General features: G+C 33.9%; 16 protein-coding genes. 8 read left to right on the top strand and 8 right to left on the bottom strand.

Annotated elements, in window-relative coordinates; all coding sequences use genetic code 11:
• Positions 1–59 precede the first annotated feature (59 nt).
• Genes FVB9532_RS07995 through FVB9532_RS07985 form a run of 3 tightly spaced genes read left to right on the top strand, consistent with a single transcriptional unit; the run spans position 60 to position 1,564 of the window.
• Positions 60–818, top strand: a complete 759-nt coding sequence (locus FVB9532_RS07995) for a septal ring lytic transglycosylase RlpA family protein (protein ID WP_150544683.1) — start codon at positions 60–62, stop codon at positions 816–818.
• 1 nt (position 819) lies between these two features.
• Positions 820–1,230: a DUF6146 family protein gene (locus tag FVB9532_RS07990; protein WP_228482271.1), complete on the top strand. Its 411-nt coding sequence runs from the start codon at positions 820–822 to the stop codon at positions 1,228–1,230.
• Positions 1,231–1,234: 4 nt separating this feature from the next.
• The gene (locus FVB9532_RS07985) at positions 1,235–1,564 is read left to right on the top strand and encodes a DUF6787 family protein (RefSeq protein ID WP_150544682.1); all 330 of its coding nucleotides are present in this window, start codon (positions 1,235–1,237) and stop codon (positions 1,562–1,564) included.
• A 60-nt stretch (positions 1,565–1,624) separates the two neighbouring features.
• Here FVB9532_RS07985 and FVB9532_RS07980 read toward each other — a convergent pair whose 3' ends face one another.
• The 3 genes from FVB9532_RS07980 to FVB9532_RS07970 form a co-directional block, all read right to left on the bottom strand.
• Positions 1,625–2,173, bottom strand: coding sequence for a type 1 glutamine amidotransferase domain-containing protein (locus FVB9532_RS07980; protein ID WP_150544681.1), 549 nt, complete (start codon positions 2,171–2,173; stop codon positions 1,625–1,627).
• Between the two features lie 111 nt (positions 2,174–2,284).
• Positions 2,285–3,274 carry a YihY/virulence factor BrkB family protein gene (locus FVB9532_RS07975; RefSeq protein WP_150544680.1) on the bottom strand — a complete coding sequence of 330 codons (990 nt, stop codon included), beginning with the start codon at positions 3,272–3,274 and terminating at the stop codon, positions 2,285–2,287.
• A 76-nt stretch (positions 3,275–3,350) separates the two neighbouring features.
• Complete coding sequence (locus FVB9532_RS07970; protein ID WP_150544679.1) at positions 3,351–4,541, bottom strand: proline dehydrogenase family protein; 1,191 nt, start codon at positions 4,539–4,541, stop codon at positions 3,351–3,353.
• A 93-nt stretch (positions 4,542–4,634) separates the two neighbouring features.
• Between FVB9532_RS07970 and aroB the strand changes: the two genes are divergently transcribed.
• Entirely contained in the window at positions 4,635–5,702 is a 1,068-nt protein-coding gene (gene aroB / locus FVB9532_RS07965; protein ID WP_150544678.1) for a 3-dehydroquinate synthase, read from the top strand.
• Positions 5,703–5,778: 76 nt separating this feature from the next.
• Here the strand turns inward: aroB and bcp are convergent, their stop codons facing one another.
• Entirely contained in the window at positions 5,779–6,234 is a 456-nt protein-coding gene (gene bcp, locus FVB9532_RS07960; protein WP_150544728.1) for a thioredoxin-dependent thiol peroxidase, read from the bottom strand.
• A 313-nt stretch (positions 6,235–6,547) separates the two neighbouring features.
• On the opposite strand from bcp, the gene FVB9532_RS07955 reads away from it, so the two are divergent.
• Complete coding sequence (locus tag FVB9532_RS07955) at positions 6,548–7,906, top strand: hydroxymethylglutaryl-CoA synthase family protein (protein WP_150544677.1); 1,359 nt, start codon at positions 6,548–6,550, stop codon at positions 7,904–7,906.
• A gap of 157 nt (positions 7,907–8,063) precedes the next feature.
• On the top strand, positions 8,064–8,744 hold the full coding sequence (locus FVB9532_RS07950) for an endonuclease III domain-containing protein (RefSeq protein ID WP_150544676.1): 681 nt from the start codon (positions 8,064–8,066) through the stop codon (positions 8,742–8,744).
• Positions 8,745–8,761: 17 nt separating this feature from the next.
• Here the strand turns inward: FVB9532_RS07950 and FVB9532_RS19460 are convergent, their stop codons facing one another.
• Together FVB9532_RS19460 and FVB9532_RS07945 are read right to left on the bottom strand one after the other, a co-directional pair.
• Positions 8,762–8,911: a hypothetical protein gene (locus FVB9532_RS19460; protein ID WP_194716508.1), complete on the bottom strand. Its 150-nt coding sequence runs from the start codon at positions 8,909–8,911 to the stop codon at positions 8,762–8,764.
• 61 nt (positions 8,912–8,972) lie between these two features.
• On the bottom strand, positions 8,973–9,563 hold the full coding sequence (locus FVB9532_RS07945; RefSeq protein ID WP_150544675.1) for an RNA polymerase sigma factor: 591 nt from the start codon (positions 9,561–9,563) through the stop codon (positions 8,973–8,975).
• Positions 9,564–9,804: 241 nt separating this feature from the next.
• On the opposite strand from FVB9532_RS07945, the gene uvrA reads away from it, so the two are divergent.
• Together uvrA and FVB9532_RS07935 are read left to right on the top strand one after the other, a co-directional pair.
• Positions 9,805–12,591, top strand: coding sequence for an excinuclease ABC subunit UvrA (gene uvrA / locus FVB9532_RS07940; protein WP_150544674.1), 2,787 nt, complete (start codon positions 9,805–9,807; stop codon positions 12,589–12,591).
• Positions 12,592–12,933: 342 nt separating this feature from the next.
• Entirely contained in the window at positions 12,934–14,028 is a 1,095-nt protein-coding gene (locus FVB9532_RS07935) for a hypothetical protein (protein ID WP_150544673.1), read from the top strand.
• A gap of 60 nt (positions 14,029–14,088) precedes the next feature.
• Here the strand turns inward: FVB9532_RS07935 and FVB9532_RS07930 are convergent, their stop codons facing one another.
• Positions 14,089–15,537: an oligosaccharide flippase family protein gene (locus tag FVB9532_RS07930; protein WP_150544672.1), complete on the bottom strand. Its 1,449-nt coding sequence runs from the start codon at positions 15,535–15,537 to the stop codon at positions 14,089–14,091.
• Positions 15,538–16,830 carry a glycosyltransferase family 4 protein gene (locus tag FVB9532_RS07925; RefSeq protein WP_150544671.1) on the bottom strand — a complete coding sequence of 431 codons (1,293 nt, stop codon included), beginning with the start codon at positions 16,828–16,830 and terminating at the stop codon, positions 15,538–15,540.
• Between the last annotated feature and the right edge of the window lie 12 nt (positions 16,831–16,842).

Genomic DNA, 16,842 nt, shown 5'->3' with positions numbered 1-16,842 from the left:
GAATTGACACTTTTTTAAAATTGTAAAATGCACTAGAAGGTCTCATATATCTAAATTTTATGCTGAAACTAATCACTACTATCTGTTGCTTTTTGTTTTTTAGTACTAGCCTTTTAGCGCAAGTACAAACGGGAAAAGCTTCCTTTTATTCCGATAAATTTGAAGGAAGACGAACCGCCAGCGGAGTGAAATATCATCATAATAAAGCTACAGCAGCCCATCGCCATTTACCATTTGGTACAAAAGTGAGGGTTACTAATTTAGCCAATAACAAATCTACCGTAGTCGAAATTAATGACCGGGGGCCATTTGTAAGTGGAAGAATTATTGATCTTTCTAAATCTGCAGCTGAAAAATTAGGCTACTTGCCTATTGGAGTAACCGATGTAGTGATTGAAGTAGTAGGTAATTCAACAGACACCATTGATGACGTGAATTTACCTTCTGAAACCGAAACTGCTTCTACAGACAATCCAACAAGTAACAATTCAGAAATTACTTCTACTCCAATGAATGTAGAACCCAATGAATTTTATGAGTTGGATATAGACCGAATAGAACCAGATTGGTTTGGTGTGCAAGTAGGAAGTTTTCAGGAAGTAGCCAATTTAATTCGTTTGGCAGATAATTTAAAAATAAGCTATCAAAAAAATGTGACCGTTCAAGTAAAAACTGTACAGGACATTAAAGTATATAGTTTAATTTTAGGTAAGTTCAATACTAGAAATCAAGCTGAAAGTTTTAAAGATACAGTTTCTATAAAATATCCGGGAAGTTTTATAATAGATTTTAAAGCCCTACAGCAAAACAATAATTAATTTGAAAAATCTAATTGCCATAGTAAGTATTATCGCCATGATTGCTGCTTGTTCTTCAGCTCAAAAATCTGGTGATAAGACTAGTATAGGCAATTCTTCCGTAAAAAACGATACCATTAGGATTGCCAATGATAGTTTGGATTATGAAATTATCATATTTGAACAAGGCTTTAATTCTTGGCTAGCTACCCAACAACCCAGAGGGTTTTACAACCAAAATTATTTAGAACAAAAAAACTGGCGATATGTGGTTACTTACAATAGTAGAGTAACGAGCTATCCATATAGTATTACCGGATTATATCCACAGCAAATAGATTATCAACCTGAAATAGATTATGGTTACGAGGTAAATTATTTACTCTATAATTATTTCTTATATTTTCAACGGGAATACAATCAAAAGCTTTGACTAGATGAAGAAATTAAAAGAAAGGTGGGGAATTCACTCTAATTTTCAATTGGTTATTATTTTTATTGTATTCGCTATTACCGGTTCTTCTTCCGTTTACGTGGCCAAACCATTTCTAGAATATGTAAACTTAGACAGAGCCCATTTTCACGAAGGTTTTTGGGGAGGCTTTGGTTATTACACATTACGAATATTATTGATTTTCCCTTTCTATCAAGTTTTGCTCATCGTGATAGGAAGCATCTTTGGTCAGTTTAAATTTTTCTGGAATTTTGAAAAGAAAATGCTCAACAGAATGAGCGGTGGTTTACTATTTTCTTCAACTAAAAAATAAAAAAATCCGTAGTTTCTCAACTACAGATTTTTTCAACTTAAACTATTTACAAATTAAAAATTAAGCATGTTGTAACTCATGCTTACCTTCTTTAATTTCTTCAATTAATTTATCGTTAAAGGCTGGTAAATCATCTGGTGTTCTACTGGTCACAAAAGCTTCATCTACCACTACTTCTTTATCTACCCATAATGCTCCTGCATTTTCTAAGTCTTTTTTAATGGAAGGATAAGAAGTCATGGTTCTGCCTTCTACCACTTCTGCATTAATTAAAGTTTGAGGACCGTGACAAATCGCTGCTACCGGCTTTGATTGTTTAAAGAAATCCCGCACAAATACAAGTGCATCTTCATTGGTTCTTAATTGGTCAGGATTTAATACTCCTCCAGGTAATACTAAAGCATTATATTGTTTAGCAGAAACTTGATCTATTGTTTTATCTACCTCAAATTCTTTTCCCCAATTATCTACATCCCAACTTTTAATTTTTCCGGGTTTTATACTAATCACATCTACCTTAAAACCTTCTTTTTCCATCGCTTCTTTAGGGGAAGTAAATTCACTTTCTTCAAACCCATCAGTCGCTAATATTGCAATTCTCTTTTCCATAACAATTTTTGTTTTTGTAGTTAATTTTCTTTTTCACTCAAATTTAAAAAATTATTATGCAAGCTTGTATTAAAGATATTTTAAACCTTGTTACGAGTAAGTTAAACTCTCTTAAGAAGGCTGATTCTCCTCTGCATGTTCTCCTGGACCATCAGTTTCAAGTTCCCTTAGTTTTTTTCTCTTTTTTTTTATTTCTTTCTCTTTTTCTTTGAGTTCTTCCATTTCTTGTCTTTCAGCAGGTTCTGCTAAACTGTTGGGCTGAATATTATAGCCTTTAAATAGCGCAAATTGAACGGTAAATTCTGCCCCGAAAAGCATAATAATACAAGAGTAAAAAACCCATAACAAAATTAAAATAACAGAAGAAGCTCCACCATAAACTGAAGTGGGATCACTTTTTCCAAAATAAAAACCGATAAGAAACTCACCTATTAAAAATAAGAGGGTAGTAATAGAAGCACCAATAAAGGTAACCCTCCAACTAATTTTTATATCCGGTAGAAGTTTAAAAACACCGGCAAAAAGAAACCCGATAAAAATATAGGAAATTAGAAAATTGAAGACTGAAAGTGCTGCGGAAGTAATTTCTGGTGCGAAACTCTGCAAATAATTTCCCAAACCTTGAATTACTGCTGAAATAACCAAGGAAACCAACAGCATAAAACCAATCACTAAGATCATTCCTAAAGAAATAGCCCTATCTAATAATATACGCTTAAAGTTTTCTTTTTTAGGCCTTACTCCCCAAACCCGATTCATAGCTTTCTTAAGTTGAAAAAATGCTCCGGTCGCTCCAAAAAGTAACATTCCTATTCCAAATAAAATAGTAAACACAGAACCTCCTTCTAAAAAAGCGTTGGAAATCATGGTTTCTATAGCTTCCGCAGTTCCTTCTCCTATAAACGTACTAATCTCTGAAGTAATTCTATCTTGTACCGCATCGCGTCCGTAAAAATAGCCTGCAATGGTAATCACAATCACCAATAAAGAAGGCAACGAAAATAAAGTGTAATAAGCGATGACTGCACTTTGCTCAAATGGATTATTTTTCATCCATTCGACATAAGTATTTTTTATGAGCTTAAAATATTTCTTCAGCATTGAATTGATCTAGAGCTTAAAAATAAAACATCCCACAAGTTAATTGTGGGATGTTTTAGTTAAAATAACTTAAAAGTTAGGCAATGGTTTTGGTAAACGTACCTTCCCTTCGCTGTTTTTCCTCACGAAGTAAAGCCAATTCCCTACCGGTTTGTCCTTTAACTGAAGTATTTTCCTGCGCTCTACGTATTAAGTAAGGAATAACATCTTCTACCGGTCCAAACGGAACTAATTTAGCAGCATTGTAGCCATTTAAAGCTAAGTTGTAAGTAATATGATCACTCATCCCAAACAATTGACTGAACCAAATTCTATCGTCACGTTTGTCTATTCCTTTTTCATCCATTAACTGCATAGTAAGGTAAGAACTCACCTCGTTATGTGTACCTATATATAACCAAATATCGTCTAGGTTTTGCATCGCATAATAAAGTACCGCATTAAAATTCACATCGGTTGCCTCTTTATCTTCACAAATGGGAGTTGGATAACCTTTTTTCTCGGCACGGGCATTTTCTTTTTCCATATAAGCTCCGCGAACAATTTTAGCTCCCACTTTATAACCTTTGTTTTTAGCCCTTTTATGTAAATCTTTTATATATTGAAGCCTATCCCAACGGTAACACTGTAACGTATTATAAACAATTACTTTTTCCTTATTATACTTTTCCATCATTTCTTCCAGCAAATCATCGGCAGCATCTTGCATCCAAGATTCTTCGGCATCGGCAAGGATTCTCATATCTAAATCATAGGCCAATTTACAAATCCCATCTACCCTATTTCTTACTCGGGTCCACTCTTCTTGATCTTCTTTCGTTAATTCTTCTTTAGAACTCACTTTTTCCCAAATTTCAAAACGTCCTATTCCGGTAGGTTTAAAAACAGTAAACGGTATTTCTTTCTTTCCGTCGGCAAATTTTACAATTTCTTTTTTTGTCTCCAGTGTTTCATCAAACACTTCTTCAATATCTTCTCCCTCTTTAGAAAAATCGAGTACGCTATGCACATGCATTTTATACATTTTCCCTATAATATCTTCGCATTCTTTCATTGTTTCGCCACCACAAAACATTTCAAAAATAGTTTTCTTGATTAATCCTTGAATGGGAAGTTTTAAGCTTAAGGCCAAATTAGTAGCCCTAGTACCAATAGCCACCATGGTAGGTCGGTTCATCATTCCAAATACAAAAAGGGCTTTTTTAAGTTCTTTATCTGTTCGTAAAGCGAAGGCTCGCTTCGTGTTATTAAATATTTTTGTAACCATTAGAAATTTTTAATTTTTCGCAAATATACTGCTCGAAATAACAATAATTTCAAATTTCTAAGTAATTTCGAATCACATTTAACGTATATTTTAATGAAATCCATTCAGTCTGTTAATAATATTATAGTTTTTGGCCAGGAAATATATGCTCAGTTAAATTCCTATATAAAAGATATTCAACCTTCTAAGTTATTTTTATTGGTAGATGAACATACGCAAACCCATTGTGCTTCTTTTTTTCTACAGCAGTTAGAAACAGATATTGCTACCGAAATTATTGAGATTGAAGCCGGCGAAGAGCATAAGACGATAGAGACCTGCAACGGAGTTTGGCAGACTTTATCTGACTTAGATGCCGATAGAAAATCTTTAATGTTGAACCTTGGTGGTGGCGTGGTCACCGATTTGGGTGGATTTGTAGCCAGTACATTTAAACGCGGTATTTCTTACATTAATATTCCCACTACGCTCTTGGCCATGGTTGATGCCTCTGTAGGCGGAAAAACCGGCGTAGATCTAGGAAACTTAAAGAATCAAATTGGAGTGATTAGTAATGCCGAAATGGTTCTGATTGATGTTGGTTACGTGGCGACGCTTCCGCAGAATCAGATGAAAAGTGGTTTAGCTGAAATGCTCAAACACGGTCTTATTCAAGACCAAGCTTATTGGGAAAAAATGAGTGACCTCTCACAGCTTTCTTTAACCGATTTGGAGCAACTTATTTATGAAAGTGTTCTCATTAAACATAAAGTCGTTACTGAAGATTTAAATGAAGATGGGATTCGAAAAACTTTAAATTTCGGACATACTCTCGGTCATGCGATTGAATCTTATTTTTTAACTCATCCAAAAAAGAAAACTCTTCTTCACGGAGAGGCTATTGCGGTCGGGATGATTCTCGCTGCATCTATTTCTAACAGAATTACCGGTTTATCGCCAGAAGAAGTTGCTGAAATTAAAACAGTTTTATTGCAGACTTTCGAAAAAGTAAGTTTTGAAGAAGCGGATATCGAGCAAATCATTGAACTTTTAAAGTACGACAAGAAAAATAGCCACGGCAACATCAACTTTGTGTTATTAGAAAAAATAGGACAATGCAAACTAGATTGCATCGTCCCAAATGATTTGATTTATCAAGCTTTTGCTTTTTATGCTGAGTAAATTTTATAACTAGCGAAATTAAATTTCAATAAACACATCTCGACTACGCTCGATGTGACATCGTCTGATCATAAAATTATTCTCCTAAAATCTGTTCGGCGTGCGCTTTGGTTTTCACCTTCCCGATTACTTCTTCAATTTTTCCTTCTTCATCAATAATAAAAGTGGTTCGGTGAATACCGTCGTATTCTTTCCCCATAAACTTTTTAGGACCCCAAACCCCAAAAGCATTAATCACTTCTTTATCTTCATCGGCTAATAAAGGGAAAGGCAACTCGTGTTTATTTTTAAAATTGGTTTGTCTTTTGGCAGAATCTGCACTTACCCCTAAAATTTCATAACCTTTTTCTTGAAAAACTTCCCAATTGTCCCGCAAATTACAAGCTTCTGCGGTGCAACCTGGTGTACTTGCTTTCGGATAAAAGAACACTACTAATTTCTTTCCTTTATAATCGCTTAATTCATGTACATTCCCGTCTTGATCTTTTGCTGAGAATTGTGGAGCGGCATCTCCTACTTTTAATGTTGTCATATCTTTATTTCTATGTTCAATATTTACTTGCTGAAAAGTATGAACAATAAGAAGCATTCACAAGAATTTTAGAAATAATTAAAGCTTGTTTTAATATGAAAAATTTAAAACATCGATAAAATCAAACTTACAAATTCAATATAATTCAGCAAAAAAGCATTTTCCTTGTGAGGTCAATAAATATAAGCAATTAGGCTTTATTTTACTTGTTTAAAATACTTCGACATAATAACTTCGTAAGTCAAAAACCTTATTTAAAAAGCTTGATTTCTGTATTAGATTTCAAGTTTTTTCAGTTTATAAACTTCAACAAATGAAAATAGGAATAGATAGCCTAAGTTACGATATCCCAAAAATTCAATTACCTATAAAAGATTTAGCGATTGCCAGAAATATTGAACCGGCCAAGCTCGAAAAAGGTCTCGGACTCATAAATATGGCGTTCCCCGATGTGCATCAAGACGCCATTGTTTTTGCAGCTAATGCACTTACCAAACTTATCGAACAGGAAAACCTGGAACCTTCAGAAATTCATCGAATTTATGTAGGTTCAGAAAGTGGTATCGATGCTTCTAAACCTATTGGTTCTTATTTGGTAGGGATGATGGATGATTATTTTGATGAAAACAAATTTACGCATTGCGATGCAGTAGATTTCACCTTTGCTTGTATTGGCGGTGTCGATGCGTTTCATAACTGTTTAGATTTTGTACGCAGTAATCCCGATAAAAAAGCAATTGTAATTTGTACAGATATTGCAAAATACGATTTAGAATCTACCGGAGAATATACACAAGGTGCAGGAGCTGTTGCTTTATTAATAAGTGCAAATCCACGTTTAATCGAGGTTGAAAATAACTTCTCAGTAAGCACCAAAGGAGTTTTCGATTTCTTTAAACCGCATCGTACAGTAAAAAAAGAAAACATAGGGATCACCAATAATGAAGCCTGGGAAGGTGTGTTAGAAAGTGAAATTGAAATCTTTAAAGAACAACCGGTTTTTGACGGACAATATTCTAACGATTGCTATATCGAACGTACAACCGATGCTTATTTTCAGTTTAAAAAATTAAAAGAGGAAGAAGGCATTTTATATGATTCTTGGAAAGCCATTATTATGCACCTTCCCTACTCTTTTCAGGCAAGACGCATGTTTGCTGAAATTTATGCGGCCGATCATCCAGAACTAGCAAAAGAATACCAAAAAAATGATCCGGAATATTTTTCTAAAATTAAAGCTTTAAGCAAATCTGAAGAATACCGTGCTTTTGTAGCCGAAAAATTTGCTCCGGCAGAACGTGCCTCTTCCTTAATAGGAAATATGTATACGGCATCCATGTTTATGGGAATGCTTTCTACCTTATGTGATTATTATGAAAAGAAAGAAAATCTAACCGAGAAAACACTTGGTTTTATTGCCTACGGAAGTGGTGCGAAATCTAAAGTTTTTGAAGGAAAACTAGTTGAATCTTGGGAAAAAGTGATTGAAAAGCAGAAGCTTTTTGAAAGCCTTGAAAAATCTAAAACTATCGATATTAATACTTACCATCAACTTCACAAAAAAGAAAAAACAGTAAGTGTGATTACTCCTCAAAAAGAATGGATTTTAGAGAGCATCGAAACAGAAAAGCCTAACTTAATAGGCGCACGTTATTATAAGTGGGTGAAATAGTTTTTAGTTCTAAATAAAAATATCGTCATTCAGGATTTATTTCAGAATCTCATAAAGCTGATTAATTCATAATCATGAGAACCTCAAACAAGTTCAGGTTGACGGTTATTGAATAACTTCAAAATTCATACTTTTGAATTCAAAATTTAAAATCACCATGAAAAAAGCTGAAAAAGTTCAATTTGTGATCGATACCTTAGAGGAAATCTATCCTAAGATTCCGATTCCATTAGATCATAAAGATCCGTATACGTTATTAATTGCAGTTTTACTTTCAGCACAAAGTACCGATGTAAAGGTGAATCAAATCACCCCACTTCTTTTTGATAGGGCCGATAATCCCTATCAAATGGTAAAACTTACGGTAGAAGAAATTCGGGAAATTATTAAACCCGTAGGACTTTCTCCAATGAAATCAAAAGGTATCCACGGACTTTCAGAAATTTTAATTGAAAAATATAACGGAGAAGTTCCTGCCGATATGGAAGCTTTAGAAAGTTTACCCGCCGTTGGGCACAAAACGGCCAGCGTAGTAATGGCGCAAGCTTTTAATGTTCCTTCTTTTCCGGTAGATACACACATTCACAGATTAATGTACCGTTGGAATTTATCGAATGGCAAAAATGTACAACAAACCGAAAAAGATGCGAAACGATTATTCCCCAAAGAACTATGGAATAAACTTCATCTTCAAATTATTTGGTATGGTCGGGAATATTCTCCCGCTCGTGGTTGGAAATTAGAAAACGATCCCATTACCCGAACCATCGGAAGGAAGTCAGTTTTAAAAGCCTATGAAGAAAACCTCACTAAAAAGCAAAAAAGAACCCGTAAGTAAATACGGGTTTCATTTTTTTAATTAAGTAAGTTTTCATATTGCATATGCTTACCATCGAGCACATTAAGTGCTTTCGAATAATTTAAAAGAAAACTAATGGTTTCTTTTTTGGGTCTTAGTTTTTCCACCTTTTCGTTTGGTGATTCGTTGAGGTAAAGTTTGGCCATTAGCGACGTTTTTTGTTAGTTTCATATTAATAACGACAAAAAAAACGCCTTATTGTATCTTTTAATATTTTGTAAGCACAATATTATGTTTATCGATAACTTTACGTAAGTTGATTAATGCATAACGCATTCTTCCCAAAGCGGTATTTATACTCACATCGGTACGCTCAGCAATTTCTTTAAAACTCATATCTTTATAAATACGCATCATCAAAACTTCTTTTTGATCTTCCGGTAATTCTTTGATAAGCTCACGAACATCACTTTCTATCTGGTCTTTCACCATGAGCTTTTCTGCATTCAGTTCATCATCTTGAATCACAGAAAAAATATTAAAATCACCATTATTATCAAATTTAGGCATACGATTGTTTTTTCTAAAATAATCGATCACCAAATTATGAGAAATACGCATCACCCAAGGTAAAAATTTACCTTCTTCATTGTATTTACCTCTTTTCAAAGTTCTTATTACCTTAATAAAAGTATCTTGAAAGATATCTTCGGTGACATCCCGATCAAAAACTTTCGAAAAAATAAAATTATAAATACGTTGTTGGTGCCTATTAATTAATTTAGAAAGCGCCTCTTCACTTCCGTTTAAATATTGCCTAACAAGAGTAGCATCTGTAGTCGTTTCGATTTTTTTCATAGTGGTTACCTCAATTCTTAAGAAAAATCTTAAGTCAATTAAACTTTGGATTAATAAATTTTAACTTGAAGTAACTCTGCTATATAGGCTTCTAGACTTTTAGGGTTTGAAAGTGCTAAATATAACAACATATTTTTAACAAATACAAATAAGTTAAAAATTTTAACATTTATATAAACATATTCATACTTTACAAGCCCGCATAGATTAAGTATCTTCGCAAATTATTGTAAAAACAGCTATGACTCAAGATATTGCTCAAATAAACCCTAAGGAAAATATCATTATCAAGGGAGCAAAGCTCCATAATTTAAAAAATATTGATGCCGTCATTCCGCGTAATAAACTCGTGGTCATTACGGGGCTTTCCGGTTCAGGGAAATCTAGTTTAGCTTTCGATACTTTGTATGCGGAAGGTCAGCGTCGTTATGTGGAGAGTTTATCTTCTTACGCACGTCAGTTTCTAGGACGTTTAGATAAACCTAAAGTAGATTATATTAAAGGAATTGCTCCTGCCATTGCGATTGAGCAAAAAGTAAATTCTACCAATCCCCGTTCTACGGTGGGTACATCTACAGAAATTTACGACTACTTAAAATTACTTTATGCTAGAATTGGGAAGACCTTCTCTCCTATTTCTGGTGATGAAGTAAAAAAAGATACGGTAACCGATGTCGTCAATTACATTAAAGATTTTCCTGAACGTGAAAAACTTTTACTCTTAGCTCCTATCTTGGTCGAAAAAGGTCGAAGCTTGGAAGAAAAAGTAAAAGTTTTATTACAACAAGGTTATAGCCGAATAAAAATTAAAGATGAAGTAAGTAGAATTGATGAAGCTAATTTAAAAAATGTAAAGCCGAAAGATACTTTTCTGGTGGTCGACCGAATCATTAAAAAAGACGACGAAGATTTTTACAATCGATTAGCAGATTCTATTCAAGCCGCTTTTTATGAAGGAAAAGGAGAACTTTTTATAGAAAACCTTTCAGACCATAAAATCCGTCATTTCAGTAATAAATTTGAGTTAGATGGAATGACTTTTAATGAACCCAATGTTCATTTATTCAGTTTTAATAATCCTTATGGTGCTTGCCCAAAATGTGAAGGCTATGGAGATGTAATTGGTTTAGATGAAGATTTAATTGTTCCTAATACTTCACTTTCTATTTACGAAGAAGCTATTTTCCCTTGGCGTGGTGAAAGTATGAGCTGGTATAAAAATCAGTTGGTGAATAATTCACATAAATTCGACTTTCCTATTCATAAACCTTATTACGATTTAACAGACGCACAAAAACAATTACTTTGGGATGGTAATCGTTATTTCACCGGTTTAACCGAGTTTTTTGAAGAATTAGAAGCGAAAGCTTACAAAATACAAAATCGGGTGATGCTTTCCCGTTACCGTGGCAAAACCAAATGTCCCGTTTGTAAAGGTAAACGATTACGCGAAGAGGTAAACTATGTGAAAATTGGTGGCGCTCCGATTACTGATTTAGTTGAAAAACCCTTAGATAAAGTAGCCGTATTCTTTAAAGAGCTAGAACTAAGCGAACACGACCAACATATTGCGAAACGCTTATTAAAAGAAATTAATAACCGTTTGGCATTCCTATCGAACGTAGGTTTAGATTATTTAACGCTGAATCGAAAATCGAATACACTTTCCGGTGGAGAATCACAACGAATTAATTTGGCAACTTCGCTAGGGAGTAGTTTAGTCGGTTCGATGTATATTTTAGATGAACCTTCCATTGGTTTACATCCTAAAGATACTGAAAAACTCATTGGTGTTTTAAAAGATCTTCGTGATTTAGGAAATACAGTAATTGTAGTTGAACACGATGAAGATATCATGAAAGCTGCCGACGAAATTATCGATATAGGTCCTGAAGCCGGAAGTTTTGGTGGTGAAGTTGTCGCTACCGGCAATTACGATGAAATTTTAAAGTCGAAGTCACTTACTGCTCAATATTTAAATCATTCTATGGAAATTGAAGTTCCTAAAAAACGTCGGGACTTTAAATATTATATCGATATTATTGGCGCACGGGAAAACAATTTGAAAAATATAGATGTTCGTTTTCCTTTAGGCGTTTTTACAGCTGTTACAGGAGTTTCAGGAAGTGGAAAAAGTACCTTGGTTAAACGCTTGCTTTATCCTTCTATCTTAAAAGAAACCGGCGGTTATGGAGAAAAAGTGGGTCAACTAACCAAAATCGATGGGAAATTCAGTAATACCAAACATGTGGAGTTTGTAGATCAGAATCCTATTGGACGTTCTTCACGTTCTAATCCGGTAACCTATATTAAAGCCTACGACGATATTAGAAACCTATTTGCTAATCAGAAATTAGCCAAAGTGCGAGGTTTTAAAGCGAAGCACTTTAGTTTTAATGTAGATGGTGGAAGATGTGAAACCTGTAAAGGTGAAGGAGAAGTAACCATTGAAATGCAATTCATGGCCGATGTGCATTTAGAATGTGAAACTTGCCACGGAAAGCGTTTTAAGAAAGAAGTATTAGAAGTAAAGTTTGAAGACAAAACCATTGATGATGTATTGAATATGACCATTGATGACGCTATTGATTTCTTCAAAAAACATAATGAATCCAAGATTAAAAAGAAATTACAACCTCTACAAGATGTTGGTTTAGGTTATGTAACTTTAGGACAAAGCTCTTCTACCCTTTCGGGCGGTGAAGCACAACGTATAAAATTAGCTTCTTTTTTAGGAAAAGGAACCACTAAAGATAAAGCGCTCTTTATTTTTGATGAACCTACTACCGGACTTCATTTTCACGATATTAAAAAATTACTCAAATCTTTTTACGCTTTAATTGAAAAAGGCCATTCCGTCATTGTGATTGAACACAATATGGATTTAGTAAAATGTGCAGATTATGTTATTGACCTTGGCCTTGAAGGAGGTGAAAAAGGAGGCCATTTGATTGCTACTGGAACACCGGAAGATGTAGCAAAAAATAAGAAATCGTACACGGCTAAATATCTTAAAGAGAAATTATAAATTGGCACAGTAATTGAAATATTATTATACATAATTATCGATGTAATTCGTTTACATCATAATTAATTTTTTTGGTTGGTTAGTTGGAAGACCCTTAAGCAAATGCTTAAGGGTTTTCTCTTTTTTTAATATAGTTAATTCGAAATATTTCCTCATTTCGTCGTCACCCTTAACCTATCCATGGAATAGGCAGGTTTTATGAAGGGGTCTCATTTTGATTTTTATCAATTTCAATTTAAAAAAATTCTTATTAAATCAATATAAACCTAATAATCAAACATTTAAAATTATGGCACGCACTTTGTTTTAACTAAAGCATATTAACTTAAAAATTCCATAATTATGAAAAACTTAATCACCTTAGTAGTTTTAACCTTGGTTGGTTTAACTACTTCCGCTGAAAATAAGTCGAACGTATCGACTTATAATTATGGATATGGTTCTTCTATTATTTTTGTAGAGCGAAATGTAGAATTTGCTATTTATCCAGATGGTCAGTTTGATTTTTATTACCAACCCCGAAGCAAGTTTAATTTCAATGTTAGCACACCAAACGTAAATATAAGTTATAACGGTGGATATAATTATGACCCCTATGTTCAATATGACGATTATGGAGCAGTCATCCAAATTGAATCGATTCCGATTTATTATGATTATTATGGAAGAATCATTCAGGCCGGAAATACGCAAATTTACTATAACAGTTTTGGTCGCTTAACACGAGTTGGTGGTCTAAATATCTTTTATAACAACTACGGAAACTTTGCTCATTTTTCAGGATTTATTAATGTGTATAATAGAGGATATGTGTACAGACCTTGGCATCAATACTATTCTGTTCCTATGAGATCAAGATGTATTGTTTACTCAAGACCTTATCGTACGTATTACCGACCTAATCGTGTGAGTTATAGAAATTACCGAAAACACTATAATGTAAATAGTAGAAATAGAAGTAACTTTTATAGACCTTCTCAACGAGTAACTCACTACAATAGAGGTAAACGTACCAGCACCAGACGTGAATTGGCTAACAGAAGATCTAATGTTACAAGATCCAGAACAAACGCTACAGCAACAAGATCAAGTTCATCAAAAAGTAATAATGCGGTTAGAACCAGAAACTCAAACACAAAAGAAATTAGAAGAAATGACAAAAGGGCTTTAAGCACAATCGATAGAACCCCTACAAGAAATTCTTCTACTAGAAGTACTATTAATAATAATAGAGCTGTTGAAAAAAGGAATAATTCAACACCTATATCAGCAAATAATAGAAACAATTCACGTCGTGAATTATCAAGAAGTACGATAAGTAGAAAACCTCAACAGGTAAATTCTCGTACATCTACTACAAGAAATATTTCAAGAAGTACGGAAGGCAATGCTAGAAGCAAATCTACTAATGCTTCCCGTTCTTCTAGATTAAGATAGTTTTTGGTTGGTTAGTTTTTTCCCCTTTCAGAATTGACTTCGGTTGATGATGAAAGGGGTTTATTTTTTACGCTGCTTAAGAAATTGTGTAAGCTCTTCCGATAAATTCATTTTATACACTACAAAAACATACAATGCAGTAGTTACTAAACCTTTAATCGTAATACTGGCTAGCGGATGAATATTGAATTCCCAGAAATAAAACAATAAACTCGTTACTACAATCAAGATGCTAATGGGTAAAGTTTTCTGCGTAAACGGATGCATATGAAATTTTTTATACACCAAATATAATTTTACACTAAAGAATGCAAAAAAGGTAGAAAAGGTAGCAATCGCTGCTCCCCAAATTCCCAGGATCGGAATAAAAACAATATTAAATACAACCGCTAAAATCACTACGCCAATCCCAATCATTAATACCCATCGGTAATAATCTGAATTAAAGAGAATACTATTACAGTTGCCTAAGAAATTTTCATAGAGTTTAATTCCGCATAAAAAAACAATGATTCCCGTTTCAATTTGATATTCCTGCGGAATCAATTCATAGAGTTGTTCTACATTTGTAATAATTAATGCGAAAATCAATCCGCTCACCAATAGCAAACTCACCGAAGTCTGTTTATAGAGCTTTGCCAATTCCTGTTTCTTATTCTTATTTAAAAACATGGCCGTGATGGGCATTGCAATTTGCTTCATCGCACGGGATGGAACAGCAATAACTGAAGCGATATAAACTGCTATCGCATACACAGAAACTTGTTCAATAGGCAAATAATGCTCGATCATCACTTTGTCTAAATCTAACAAAGCCGTTGAAATTGAACCGGCGATCAATATTAAAAATGAATATTTAGCCACCCTTGAAAAATTATGGGGAAGCTTAAAATCTAATTTTGGCGGAAGTAATTTAAATGCATACACCATTAACACCAACATCCTAAGAATATAAATAGCTGTAAGCGAATAAATAAAACCATTTAAGCCTAAGTACTCAAAATACACTGCTAGAAGCAAAACGGTCACTCCTACCCGATGAAAAACTTCTTTCATAAAGTTGCCAAAAACACTTTTATAAGTCAGTTTAGCCCAAGCATAAAAAACTTCAAAATAAGCGATGGCCACACTAATTAAAAAAATGAGTCCTATGTAATTTTGAACCGCTTCATTGGTGTCAAAATAATCTAGCAAAGCTTGATAAAAAATAATTCCTAATCCCCCAATCACCACACTCACCACCAATGGAATGATCAGCATCGTGGTCAATAATCGGTTTTTTTCGGTATCAGAATTATAAGCCGTATAAAACTTAATTAAGGTATTGGGAGCACCAAATCCCATTATTGGCCAAACCAATGTACTTGCCGAAAGTAAAAATGTAATTAACCCATAATGCTCGGGCTCTAAAAAATGGGGATACAAAAACAATACATTTAACGCACCCACAGCAAAACCTAAATAAGTGGTTAAAATATTATTGAATGATTGTTTTAATACGATGCCCATTTAGCTGAATTGTTGAATAACTTTTGCCAATTTTTTGGTTAACTCTTTTCTATGAAATTGCTTAATTTTTTCTGCGGAAGAATGCACTGCTAATTTTCCCACTTTATATTCTTGGTACCAAGTGTAAAGTTGATGTTTTATTTCTTCTTTGGAAGTATAATCAAAATATTTTCCGACCTCTGTTTCATCCAACAATCGAATCACATCCCAATCTGTGGGTCCCATTGCTAAAATAGGTCGGTTAGCTTTTAAATATTCAAAAAACTTCCCGGGAATAATTCCTTTCGTTTCTTCTTTATCAATTTCAATGAGCAATAACACCTGTGCTTTTCGCTGCTGTAGTAAAGATTCTTCATGAGATAAATAACCTTTTTCAACTAAATAATTACCCAATTGATGTTCTTTCATGGAAGAAACAACACTTTCACTCACTTTTCCTGCCAGCACCAATTCAACATCGTTCTTAAAGTCTTCTTTTTCATCAATAAGTTCTTGTAATGCTCGCCATAAATTTTCTGGATTCCGTTCAGAAAGTAATGAGCCTATGTGAGCTAATCGAAATTTTTCAGCTAATTGGACTTGTTTCACTTCATCCTCATCAAAACCATTTGTAATCACCGTAATCGGTTTCTGAGTAATGGCTGAAAAATCCTTTTTCGTAGTAAAACTCGTCGTTAAAATATGATCTGCGGTTTGTAACACTTCCCGCTCTAAACGAAGATGCTTTTGCTGTGCATTTTTAGTTAATTTCAGTTTTTGATGATAGCCAATTTTTGTCCACGGATCCCGAAAATCAGCAATCCAATTCATGGGTAAACACTCTTTTAAATGCTTCCCGATTAAATGCAAACTATGTGGCGGTCCGGTAGTAATTACCGTTTCAATTTGATGTTCTTTTAAATAAGAGTAAAGAAACTTCACCGATGGTTTCACCCACAGCATTCGTGCATCGGGAATAAATAAATTACCACGTACCCAAAGCATCATTCTTTGTAAAAAACCTTGCTCCTTTTCGTCTTTAATAATTCCGGAACTAATGGTTTGTGATTCCTTTTTAGAAAAAATTCCTGCTAATTGATAGGGTTCCCTAATGGGTTGTTTTATAATTTTTATTCCATCAGGGACTTCTTTTTCAAAACTTTTATCGACAATAGGATAATGTGGATTTTCAGGAATGTAAACAATGGGTTCAACATCAAAATCACGTAAATACTTAACAAACTTTAACCAACGTTGCACGCCGGGACCTCCCGCAGGAGGCCAATAATACGTGATAATAAGTACCTTTTGCATCGCACCAAATTA

This window comes from Mesonia oceanica (genome assembly GCF_902499555.1).
In the GTDB taxonomy this organism is placed as follows: Bacteria; Bacteroidota; Bacteroidia; order Flavobacteriales; family Flavobacteriaceae; genus Mesonia; species Mesonia oceanica.
This window is presented reverse-complemented; position numbering and strand designations above follow the sequence as displayed.